We start from the raw sequence: 12,129 nt of genomic DNA on the forward strand, positions 1-12,129 counted from the left end.
TGGTGCGATTTTATACGTCCCGACCACCCCACGATATGGCTTTTTGCATGCCGTTACGCCCGACCCGGCTTGTACTCGCGCTGGCCACCGCCTTCTGCGCCCCGTTTGCGCTGGCGGACGAGCCGGTGGTGCTGACCACCCCCGACGTCAAACCGGACCAGACGCACGTCACGGCCGACGACCTGTCCGGCACCATGGACGAGGTGCTCAAGGCGCGCGGCGACGTGGTGGTGACCCGCAACGATCAGACCGTCAACGCCGACTGGCTGGACTACTACCAGGACAAGAACCGGGTCAAGGCGGGCGATCGTTTCACGCTGACCCAGCCGGGCGCCGTCGTCACCGGCCACGACCTCGACTACTACCTCGACAGCCGCACCGGCAAGGCGAGCGACGCCACCTTCGACGCCCAGACTCAGACCGGGCCCAAGCGGCGCTTGCGCGGCGACGGCCAGGAGATCGGCTTCGAAGGCCCCGACCAGTACCAGCTGCGCCAAGCCCGCTTCAACACCTGCTCGCCCGGTGATGACACCTGGTACATCAAGGCGTCGGCGATCGATCTCGACTACGACCGCAACGTCGGCGTGGCCCACCATGCCCACCTCGAATTCGAGGGCGTACCGGTGTTCTACACGCCATGGATCGACTTCCCGCTCGACGGCGGTCGCAAGTCGGGCGTGCTGGCGCCGGTGATTTCCGGCGGCAGCGACGGCTTCGGCATCGACATCCCGTACTACTTCAACCTGGCGCCAAACTACGACGCCACGCTGACTGCGCGCTACAACGCCAAGCGCGGCGCAGGCGTCGCCGGCGAGTTCCGCTACCTCGAGCCCAGCTACCGCGGCACGTTGTACACCGAGCAGATGCCGAACGACCGCACCACCGACTCCAGCCGCTGGCTGTGGAACGGCACGCACAGCCAGACACTGCTGCCGGGGCTGAGCTTCAATTACATCGCCACCCAGGTATCGGACGACAACTACTTCAAGGACTTCGGCAACCGCCAGACGATCGCCGACAGCACCAACCTCGACCGCGAGGCATGGTTCAACTACGGCTTCAACGTCGCCGGCATCGGTGGCAGCGCCATGCTGCGCTGGCAGCGCTACCAGACGCTGCAGCAGGACCCGCTCTCGCCGGTGACGCCGCCGTACGCGCGGCTGCCGCAGCTGACACTGAACCTGAACAAGAGCCTGGAGGATGGTCCGTCGGCGAACCTCGCCAGCGAGTGGACCTATTTCAGCAGCGACGTGCAACAAAGCGGCCGCCGCTTCGTTGCCTACCCGTCGGTGACCTGGCGCTTGGACAAGAGCTGGGGCTATGTGCAACCGAAGATCGGCTTCCACTACACCGAGTACAGCCTCGACAGCTTTGCCGGTTCATCGATTGCCAGTGCCGCACCGAGCAGCACCCAAACCCGGGAGCTGCCGATCACCAGTATCGACAGCGGCCTCTACTTCGACCGTGACACCTCGTTCTTCGGCCGAGACCATACGCAAACGCTGGAGCCGCGCCTCTATTACGTCTACATTCCGACCAAGGCGCAGAACACGCTGCCGAACTTCGACACTTCGGAAAACGACATCAACTACGCGCAGCTGTTCACCGAGAACCGCTTCTCCGGCTCGGACCGCATCAATGGCGCCAACCAGGTGACCGCCGGCCTAACCAGCCGCCTGATCGACAACGAGGGTGGCCTCGAACGGCTGCGGCTGACCTTCGCGCAGCGCTACTACTTCACCCGCGACGACATCAACCTGGCCGGCAACACGACCCAGCGCACCGGCAGCGGCTCGGACTTCCTGCTCGGCGCCGGTGGCGACCTGACCCGCGCTTGGCGTTTCGACTCCAACTACCAGTACAGCCAGGCCGACAGCCACACTGACCAGGTCACCGCCTCGCTGCGCTACAACCCGGCACCGGGCAAGACGCTGAGCGCCCGCTACCGCTACGGCTACAACCAGGACGTCGACATCAACAACAATCCGGAAACGCTGCGCCAGGTCGACCTGGGCGCGCAGTGGCCGATCGCCCGGCGCTGGTACGGCCTCGCCCGTCTCAACTACTCGCTCAACCAACGCAAGCCGCTTGAGCAACTGGCCGGCTTCGAGTACAACGACGGCTGCTGGACACTACGCTTGGTCGGTCAACGCTATGTCACCGACCTTGTCAACGTGAAGACCAAGTTCTACGTACAAGTCGAACTCAAAGACCTGGCTGGCATCGGCAGCAACCCGCTCAACACGCTGCGCCTCTCCATCCCCGGTTACAGCAAGATCAACGAGACAAGCAATGACTTCTAAGCAGACCCTGCTCGCCGTCCTTGTGGCGGGCGCCTTCGTTTCGGCCCACGCCGCGACCGCACCGACCACGCCGCTGACCTCCGGCACCCTCGCCGTCGCACCGGCGCCGGTCAAGTCAGTCGACCGCATCGTTGCCGTAGTCAACAAGCAGGTGATCACCCAGCTCGAACTCGATCATCGTATCAAGCAGGCGCTCGACAACCTGCAGCGCCAGCATGTCGCGCCGCCGGAGCCCGAGGCGCTCAAGCACCAGGTGCTCGAACAGATGATCACCGAAGACGTGCAGATGCAGTTCGCCTCCCTCAACGGCATCAGCGTAGACGACAGCGAGCTCGAGCGCACCATCGCGCAGATCGCCAAGCAGAACAAGGTCAGCGTCGACGGCATGTATGCGCAACTGGCCAAGGATGGCGTGAGCCAAGCCCAGTTCCGTTCCGACATGCGCCGCGACATCACGCTCGACCGGCTGAAGCAGCGTGAGGTCGAGTCGCGCGTCACCGTCACCGACACCGAAGTCGACCAGGTTCTGAAGAGCGCCAATACCGCCAACCGCAGCGATTACCACCTTGCCACCATCCTGGTCAGCGTCCCGGAGCGCGCCAGCGCCAAGGACATCGACCTCAAGTCCAAGCGCGCCGAAACGGCGCTCGCCGACATCAAGGCCGGCAAGCCGTTCGCCCAGGTAGCCGCCACCTATTCGGACGCACCGAACGCGCTGAAGGGCGGCGATCTGGGCTGGCGACCGGCCACCTCGCTGCCACCTGAACTCGCATCGCTGCTCGAGACGCTGCAGCCGGGAGAGAGCAGCGGCGTGATCCGCAGCCCGCAGGGCTTCTATATCTTCAAGCTGATCGAAAAGCGCGCGCAAGGCGCTGCGCAACTGGTCGAGCAGTACCATACCGAGCACATCCTGATCCGCACCAACGAGGCGGTGTCTGAGGCCGACGCGCGCGCCAAGGTCGACCAGATCCGTGACCGTATCGCCCGCGGCGCTAGCTTCGAAGAAATGGCACGCCTGTACTCGGAAGACGGCAGCAATACCCGCGGCGGCGACCTCGGCTGGGTCAGCCTCGGCGACACCGTGCCGGAATTCGAGAAGGCGATGCTCAGCCTGCCGCTCAACCAGGTGAGCGCCCCGGTGCGCAGCCCGTTCGGCTGGCACCTGATCAAGGTGGTCGACAAGCGCACTCAGGACGTCGCCGACCAGCGCGAGCGGTTGGCGATCAAGCAGCAGATCCGCGCGCGCAAGGTCGAGCAGGCTTACCTCGACTGGGTGCGCCAGCTGCGTGACTCGGCATTCGTGCAGGAACGGCTCGACGACAACCAGTAAGCGTCGCCCGCCCTGCCCGACACCCGGTCGCGCCTTGCCGACCGGGTGTTTTGTTTTGGCCATGACAATTAATTAACGTGATCGGCGGCCGGATTTTGCGCCGCTCGCGCCGGTCGTAGCCGGTACTGGTACTGCACACTGACGAGGCCGCGTATCGGCCTCCTGAACGGACTCGAATCATGCATCCCGTCATCGTCATCACCGCCGGTGAGCCCGCCGGCATCGGCCCCGACCTGGTCCTGGACCTGGCCGGACGCGCGCACCGCTGCCGTCCAGTGGTAATCGCCGACCGTACCCTGCTTGCCGAGCGCGCCGCCTTGCTCGGTCGCACCGTCGCGCTGGTCGACTACCGGCCTGACGTCACGCCACCACCGGGAGCGCTCGAAGTGCTGCACGTACCGCTCGCCGCTCCCTGCCAGCCCGGCCGGCTCGATGCGGCCAATGGCCGCTATGTGCTCGCCACGCTCGATGCGGCGATCGACGGCTGCCGTTCCGGCGAATTCGCCGCCATGGTCACCGCGCCGGTGCACAAGGGCGTGATCAACGACGCTGGCGTGCCGTTCACCGGCCACACCGAGTACCTGGCCGAGCGCACCGGCACCGCAAAGGTCGTCATGATGCTGGCCGGCGGCAGCCTGCGCGTCGCACTCGCCACCACCCACCTGCCGCTGCGCGACGTCGCCGACGCGATCACGTCCGAGAGCCTGACCGAAGTGATCCGCATCCTGCACCACGACCTGAAGACCAAGTTCGGCTTCGCGCAACCGCGCATCCTAGTCGCCGGCCTCAACCCGCACGCCGGCGAGGACGGCCATCTCGGCCGGGAGGAAATCGACGTGATCGCGCCGGTGCTCACGCAGCTGCGCGCCGAAGGCATGGACCTCGTCGGCCCCTTGCCAGCCGACACGCTGTTCCAGCCACGTCTGCTCGACCACACCGACGCGGTGCTGGCGATGTACCACGACCAGGGCTTGCCGGTGCTGAAGTACGCGAGCTTCGGCCGCGGCATCAACATCACCCTTGGCCTGCCGATCATCCGCACCTCGGTCGACCACGGCACCGCGCTGGAGCTGGCCGGCAGCGGCCGCGCCGAGTCAGGTAGCCTGTTCGAGGCGCTGAGCCTGGCAGAACAGCTGGCCGGCCGATAAAAAAACCGCCGGGGCATTCCGACATGCGGATTGCCCCGGCGGCTCCGTTTTAACCCCGCGTTCCCTTCCTAGCCTCTCAACGCCAACGCCACGGCGTAACCATCCGCCACATTGCGATAGGCCAGCTCCGTCCGAGCCAGTCGTGCCGCCCGCGCAGCATCCCACTCTGCCAGCCCCTCGCCCAGCGCCTTGCCGCGCGCCTCCAGTTCCACCCAAGCAAGGGCAAACGCAGCAGTTTGTTCATGCCCGGGATGTGCCAATAGTTCACTGGTCACGTTCGGCCCGAAAAAATCCTCCGCCACCTCCCGCCAGTCGGGCAGCGCGCCGACCTCGACCAGGTCGATACCTACCGGCCTCGCAGCGAGCGCGAAGCCGATGCGTTCCCCGGCGTACGACAACGACAGCCACTGGGCGCCGACCAGCCCCTGCAACCGCGGCGCGGTCTCGGTCTCGACCAGCCGCAACGATCCACTAGTCTGACCGAATGGCTCGGCCAACCTTACCGGCAACTCCCGCCGCACCGCCTCACGCTGCGCCATGCGGGAACCCGGCAAGCTCAGCCAGCCGGCGCATACGCCGCGCTCGGCCAACGTCGCAGGTGGCAGCCACCAGTTCAGCGCAGCCATGGCACCGCCGGCGTGCCGGTCCACAGGCTGGCGGCCGGGATGTGCTCGCCCTTCATCACCAGGGTCAACGGTCCGAGCGTCGCGCCGTCGCCGATGCTGGCGTCGTACAGCACGGTGGCGCGCACACCAACGGTGACGCCCGCCCCAACCTCGACCCGGCCGATCTTCATCACCCGGTCCTCGAACAGATGAGTCTGCGGTCCCGACCAGGCGTTGAACACGCTGTAGTCGCCGATACGCACGCAATCGAACTCGGTCACGTCGGCGGTATCGAGGTACACCCCGCGCCCGATCTTCACGCCAAACAGCCGCAGCGCGTACGACAACAGCGGCGTGCCGCGCAAGAAGTTCAGGCAGTTCGGAATCGCCATCGATTCGTACACGCTGGTGATCGCCTCAGACAACCAGACGAAACGTGTCCACATCGGCGCTGCATGCGGCGTGTAGCGCCCGATCAACGACCATTTCAATGCAACGACCAATAGCAGCGAGCCGACGCCGTACCAGAGGCCCGTCGAGGCGAGCAGCGTCACCGCCTCGACCCAGTCACCGCGCGCCGCGATCGGTAGCACCGCCAGCACCGTCCAGTAGCCGACCGCAATCACCAGCGCCAGCGGTAACACGGTGCGCAGCGTCTCGATCGTGCCGCGCGCAATGCGGCGGCCGGCCGACGGGCGGAAGGTCAGATGCTCGGGGAAGCCGGCAAGCTGTTCGCGCGCGGGCAACTTCATCGGCGGGCTGCCGACCCAGGTGTCGCCGCTCGACAGCGCCGCCGGCGCCTTGGACTGCACGCCGATCAGCACGTCCTCGGGCAGCGTGGTGCCATCCGGGATGTAGGCGCCGTTGCCTACGAAACTGCGGTGGCCGACCACGGTCGGACGCAGCCGCATCCAGCCGGCGTCGATCTCCTCGTCGCCGAGCATCACCGCGTCGGCGATGAAGGTGTCGTCGCCCAACGTCAGCATGTCCGGCACCACCCCCATCGCGGTGGAAATCTCCGCACCCTTGCCAACCCGCGCACCCAACAGCCGGTACCACCACGGCGCGAACACGCTGGCGTAGAGACCGTGCAGCACGTGCAGACTGGCCTCCTGGATCTGGTTGGTGATCCACTTACGGTAATAGACGCGGCTGTGCACCGGCCACTGCCCGGCGGCGAGACGCGGCAGTACCAGCCAGCGCAGCGCCGCGGCGGTCAGCATCGTCGCGACGACCAACAGCGCGCTCGCCGGCAGCGCCAACAGCAGGTAAACCGCGAAGGCAGAGAAGCCCGGTGCGCCCTGCGAAGACAGGTCGAGCCAGTTGGCGTCCACCCAGTCGATCAGCATGAAGCTCGGGAACACCGGCATGAAGAACAGTGCCGACACCAGCGCTGCGCCGGCCAGATACGCGAGCGTTGCGGCAAGGCGCCCGAACAAACCCGGCTGCCGGCGCGACGGATAGCTCTCAGGAACGCGTTCCGGCTGCCAGCGTGCCGGCGCACCGTCCCACACTTGGCCGGCCGGCACACGCTGGCCCGAGCCGAGCGCCGACAGCCCCTCCAGACGGCCGCGCGGCTCGATCACCGTGCCGCTCTCCAGCGTCGCATATGAGCCGACGTAGGCATCGTCGCTGATGTCGATACTGCCCAACAGCAGATGGCCGCGCTCGACGCGGGCGTTCTCCAGATTGACCGAAGCGCCAATGCTCGCCCCGTCGCCGACCGTCAGCAGGTCCGGCACGCGCAGCGAGATCGAGCCGATCAGTGCATCGCGGCCGATCTTGGCGCCCATCAGGCGCAAGTAGGTCGCGTGCAGCGGCGAGCCGGCGATCAGGTAGACCGGCGGGATCTCGGACAGCCTGTCGGCCAGCCACCAGCGCAGGTAATAGCCGCCCCACAGCGGATAGCGGCCCGGCTTGGCGCGGCCGAGCACCAGCCACTTGCCGACGATCGCGATGGCGAAACTCGCCAGCTGCGCGGCGAGGAACGCCGCGAGCGACACGAGCACCGCCAACGCGAGGCTGTCGCCATCGTCGCCGGTGAAATAGTGGTAGGTGAAGAACGGTGCCAGCCAGGTCAGCATCCTCAGGCCGATCAGCGGCGGCAGGCACAATGCCTGCACCGCACCGCAAGCGAAGCGCTTGAGCCGCGAGGTGGTCGCGATCACCGGTTCGGCTGACGTCGGCGCGTCGTCGATGCGACGCTCATCCATCGCCGCGGCGATCGCCGCCAGGCTGCGGCGCTGGTAGACGTCGTGCACCGTGATCGCGGCGAAGCGCGCGTCGCGGCGCAGCGTCGACACCAGCCGCGCGGCGAGCAGCGAGTGGCCGCCCAGGTCGGAGAAGAAGTCGGCCGACAAACGCAGCGCCTGGCCCGGGAACAAAGGAACGGCCGCATTGAACAAGGCGACCTCGGCTGCACTGACCGGCGTATCCGACTCGGCGGCCGGGGCCACGTCGGCAAGCGGCCGGGCACGCAGCGCCTTGCGGTCGATCTTGCCCGAGGTCAGTCGCGGCAGCACCTCGACCGGCTCGAACACCGCCGGCACCATGTACGGCGGCAGCCGGTCCTTGAGGCTCGCTCGCAGCGCGGCAGGCTCGATCGCCGCCCCGCCTTCCGGCGCGAGATAGGCAACCAGTTGGTCGACACCGGCCATCGGTTTGAGCACCACCGCGGCGGTACCGATGCCGTCGAGCTCGCACAACGCCGCCTCGATCTCGCCCAGTTCGACACGGAAGCCGCGCACCTTCACCTGGTCATCGGCGCGGCCCAGGCACCAGATTTGACCGTGCTCGTCGATGCGTGCCAGGTCGCCGGTCTTGTAGAGACGCAGTTCGTGCTCATTCACCGCGTAGGGATTCGGAACGAACTTCTCGGCGGTTAGCTCGGGGCGGCCCAGATAGCCGGCGGCCACACCCGGGCCGATGATGCACAGCTCGCCGGTCTCGCCAGCCGGCAGCGCGTTGAGCCTGTCGTCCACCACCAGCAGGCCGTAGTTGGGCAGCGGCGTGCCGATGGTCACCGGCTCGCCGCGCTTAAGTTCGGCCAGGCTCGCCGACACCGTCGCCTCGGTCGGCCCGTAGGTGTTGAACATCTGCCGGCCGGGCGTCGCCCAGCGCTCGACCAGCGCCTCGGGACACATCTCGCCGCCCAGGTTGACGATGCGCAGGTTCGGCACGTCGGTCGCGAACAGCGCCAACAGCGTCGGCACCGCGTGCAGCACGGTGATGGCTTCGCGAATCAGCGCCGCCGGCAACGCGTCCGGGTCGCTGACGATGTCGCGCGGCGCGAGCCACAGCGTCGCCCCCACTAGGTACGAAATCCAGATTTCCTCGAACGACATGTCAAACGCTACCGAGAAGCCCTGGTAGACCTTGTCATCCTCGCGCACGCCGAGAATGGCGTTCTCGCTCCTGAGGAAATGGCAAATGCTGCCGTGCTCGATGGCAATGCCCTTAGGCTTGCCGGTCGAGCCGGAAGTGTAGATCACGTAGGCCGGGTGCTTGGGCTCAAGCCCCTCGCGGCGCGACAGCGGGCCATCGACCCTTGTAAGCAGCGCTTCGGCTCGCCACAGCGGCAAGGGGAAGCCTTCCAGCGCCGACAGCAGCGCGTCGCAGCAGACTAGGCCGCTCGCGCCGGCGTCGTCCAGACACACGGCAATGCGATCGACTGGCGTGTCGGCGTCGAACGGTAGCCAGGCGGCACCGGCCTTGGTGATCGCCACCTGCATGATCAGCAGGTCCGCGCCGCGCGGCAGCCACAGGCCAACGATCTGGCCCGGCGCGACGCCGGCTTCGATCAGGTGATGCGCGGCGAGGTCGGCGAGCCGGTCGAGTTCTCCGTAGCTCAGCACACGTTCACTGTCGATCAACGCCGCTTTGCCGGGCAGTCGGGCCGCGGTGGCTTCGAGTAAGTCGGGCAGCACCTCGTGCCGTAACAGCTCCGGACGATGGGGGCCGCGTAATATCATGACAAAATCCTAAACAATGCAAAAGCCGTCATAAGTGACGAAAAGTCGTGCAATTTACCAAAAAAATGCGGATTTCATCGTATCGGATTGTAGTGTCGACCGTTCGTCGGTTACTGCCTGTTACATGCCCGTTTGGTCTAATCATTAGGCGCCGTCCAATGCCCGGCATTACACTTCTGGCATGAAAACGCTGATCATCTACGCCCACCCGAACCACCGCGACTCGCGTGTCAACCGGGCACTGCTCGATGCGGCGCGTGAACTGCCCGGCGTTACCGTCCACCCGCTCTACCACCGCTATCCCGATGGCTTCATCGACGCGGCGCACGAGCAGGCGCTGCTGACCGAGCACCAACTGATCGTGCTGCAGCACCCTCTGTACTGGTTCTCCTGTCCGTCGCTGTTGAAAGAATGGCTGGACAGTGTGCTGACGCGCGGCTGGGCCTACGGCCGTGGCGGCGAGGCGCTGGCCGGTAAATACCTGGTGCAGGCGATCAGCGCCGGCGGCACCGACGACAGCTACCGTACCGGCGGGCAGAACGGCTTCACCGTCGCCGAGCTGTTGCGCCCGTTCGAAATGACCGCGCATCTGTGCGGTCTGCACTACCTTGCACCGTTCGTCACTCACGGCAGCCGGGTCATCGACCCGCAGGCGCTGACCGAACAGGCACGCGCCTACCGCGACCACCTGCTGGCGCTGTGCGCCGACCCAGCGGCCCATCGCCTCGACAGCCGGGAGACCTGCCAATGAGCCTCCTCAACTCGCCCGACTTCTTCCAGCAGGCGACCATTTATCTCGGCGCCACCGTGCTGATGGTGCCGCTGACCAAGAAACTCGGCCTCGGCTCGGTGCTCGGTTATCTCGTCGCCGGCATGGCGATCGGCCCGTGGGGCCTGGGCCTGATCGGCCAGGTCGAGGAAGTGCTGCACTTCTCCGAATTCGGCGTGGTGCTGATGATGTTCCTGATCGGCCTGGAACTGGAGCCGCGGCGGCTCTGGCAGCTGCGCGGCACCATCTTCGGCCTGGGTGGACTGCAGGTGGCGCTGACGCTGTCGGCGGTATGGGCGCTGGCACGCTGGGCGGGTTGGCCGAACGAGGTCGCGGTGGTCGCCGGCATGGGCGTGGCGATGTCGTCGACCGCGATCGTGATGCAGACGCTGACCGAGCGGCAGCTGACCAACTCGGCGCCGGGGCACGCCGCGTTCGCCATCCTGCTGCTGCAGGACCTGGCGGTGATTCCGCTGCTGATGGGGCTGGCGCTGTTGGCGCCGACGTCCGGCGGCGGCTTCGACCCGATGGCGGCAGCCAGGGCGCTGGCGGCGATCGTCGCGATCGGCCTGTTCGGCAAGTTCCTGCTGCGGCCGCTGTTGCGGACGATCGCCGGCGCCGGCTTGCGCGAGGTGTTCATCGCGTTCTCGTTGCTCTTGGTCGTCGGTGTCGCGCAGCTGATGCTGTCGGTCGGCCTGTCGATGGCACTGGGCGCCTTCCTTGCCGGCGTGCTGCTCGCTGACAGCGAGTATCGCCACGAGCTGGAACTGGACATCGAACCGTTCAAGGGCCTACTGCTCGGCCTGTTCTTCATCGCGGTCGGCATGTCGGTGAACCTCGCGCTGGTGCTCGCCGACCCGCTGACGGTGCTGGCGCTCGCCGCCCTGGTGCTGCTCGTCAAGATCGTGCTGCTGTTCCCGCTCGGCCGGCTGTTCAAACTGTGCACCCAGCACGCGCTGCCGTTTGCGATGTTGTTGTCGCAGGTCGGCGAGTTCGCCTTCGTGCTGTTTGCCGAGGCCAATCGGCTTGGCTTGCTCGACGAGACGCGCGCCGCCCAGTTCAAGGCGGCGGTGGTGCTGTCGATGGTGGCGACGCCGCTCTTGCTGATGCTGTTCGAGCACCAGTTGCTGCCACGCTTCGAACGTCAGGCCAACCCGCGGCCGGCCGACGTGATCGACGAGCAGCACCCGGTGATCATCGCCGGCTTCGGTCGCTTCGGCCAGGTGGTGATGCGGCTGTTTCACGGCATCGGTCAGCGCGCGACCATCGTCGAACACGATCCCAACCAGATCGACATGGTGCGCCGCTTCGGCTGGAAGGCGTATTACGGCGACGCCAGCCGACTCGACGTGCTCGAAGCGGCCGGCGCCGCGCGGGCTTGCCTCTTGATACTGGCGCTGGACGACCCGGATACGGTGGTGAAAACCGCCAGGGAAGTACGCCAGCGCTACCCCGACCTCGCGATCATCGCGCGCGCGCACGGCCGCAGCGATGCGGCCGACCTGCTGGAACTGGGTGTCGAGGTGGTGCGCGAAACCTTCGGCTCGGCGCTGATCGCCGCCGAGCTGGCGCTGCGTCAGCTCGGTCACGAGCCGTACACCGCCCGGCGTCTCGTCTGGCGCTTCCGCCAGCACGACGAGGCGCTGCTGGCCGAAGGCCTGAAGCACCGTCATGACCACGACCGGCTGATCTCGCTGATGCACCGCGGCCGTCGCGACCTGGAAAACCTGCTCGGCGCCGAGCTGAACCGCCCCAGCGGCGACAACGAGCCGGACTGGCACTGAGTCCGTCCACTTTCCGACGGCTGGCACGAACGCTGCTTGGGGCCTGCACCGGGCGAGAAAATCGGCAATATCGATAGCATCAGCAATTAATGCCCAAATATTACCAACTGATGGCAATATCGCGCCCCTGCCGACTGTCGGACAATAACCATGCCGGGCGTGCCGTTTTTCGCGACGCAGCATTTCGGATACACTTTAGGGCATTCGTCCCCATCCGAT

At 66.5% G+C, this 12,129-nt stretch carries 7 protein-coding genes; 5 read left to right on the top strand and 2 right to left on the bottom strand.

What is annotated here, in order from left to right:
* Positions 1-47: 47 nt before the first annotated feature.
* The 3 genes from QU481_RS12545 (at position 48) to pdxA (ending at position 4,781) form a co-directional block, all read left to right on the top strand.
* Entirely contained in the window at positions 48-2,303 is a 2,256-nt protein-coding gene (locus QU481_RS12545) for an LPS-assembly protein LptD (RefSeq protein ID WP_289830360.1), read from the top strand.
* A complete protein-coding gene (locus QU481_RS12550) occupies positions 2,293-3,633 on the top strand; it encodes a peptidylprolyl isomerase (RefSeq protein WP_289830361.1) in 1,341 nt (446 codons plus the stop codon). The genes QU481_RS12545 and QU481_RS12550 overlap by 11 nt, the downstream gene beginning before the upstream one ends.
* Before the next feature lie 179 nt (positions 3,634-3,812).
* The gene (gene pdxA, locus QU481_RS12555) at positions 3,813-4,781 is read left to right on the top strand and encodes a 4-hydroxythreonine-4-phosphate dehydrogenase PdxA (RefSeq protein WP_289830362.1); all 969 of its coding nucleotides are present in this window, start codon (positions 3,813-3,815) and stop codon (positions 4,779-4,781) included.
* Between the two features lie 68 nt (positions 4,782-4,849).
* Here the strand turns inward: pdxA and QU481_RS12560 are convergent, their stop codons facing one another.
* Positions 4,850-5,407 (bottom strand): 4'-phosphopantetheinyl transferase superfamily protein, encoded by a 558-nt coding sequence (locus QU481_RS12560; RefSeq protein WP_289830363.1) that lies wholly within the window; start codon positions 5,405-5,407, stop codon positions 4,850-4,852.
* On the bottom strand, positions 5,395-9,357 hold the full coding sequence (locus tag QU481_RS12565) for a Pls/PosA family non-ribosomal peptide synthetase (RefSeq protein ID WP_289830364.1): 3,963 nt from the start codon (positions 9,355-9,357) through the stop codon (positions 5,395-5,397). Before QU481_RS12565 ends, QU481_RS12560 begins: the two co-directional genes overlap by 13 nt.
* A 181-nt stretch (positions 9,358-9,538) precedes the next feature.
* Between QU481_RS12565 and kefF the strand changes: the two genes are divergently transcribed.
* Both kefF and QU481_RS12575 read left to right on the top strand, forming a co-directional pair.
* Complete coding sequence (gene kefF / locus QU481_RS12570) at positions 9,539-10,108, top strand: glutathione-regulated potassium-efflux system oxidoreductase KefF (RefSeq protein WP_289830365.1); 570 nt, start codon at positions 9,539-9,541, stop codon at positions 10,106-10,108.
* Positions 10,105-11,910 (top strand): monovalent cation:proton antiporter-2 (CPA2) family protein, encoded by a 1,806-nt coding sequence (locus QU481_RS12575; RefSeq protein ID WP_289830366.1) that lies wholly within the window; start codon positions 10,105-10,107, stop codon positions 11,908-11,910. The genes kefF and QU481_RS12575 overlap by 4 nt, the downstream gene beginning before the upstream one ends.
* Positions 11,911-12,129 lie beyond the last annotated feature (219 nt).

This window comes from Crenobacter oryzisoli (assembly GCF_030385785.1).
Taxonomy (GTDB): Bacteria; Pseudomonadota; Gammaproteobacteria; order Burkholderiales; family Chromobacteriaceae; genus Crenobacter_A; species Crenobacter_A oryzisoli.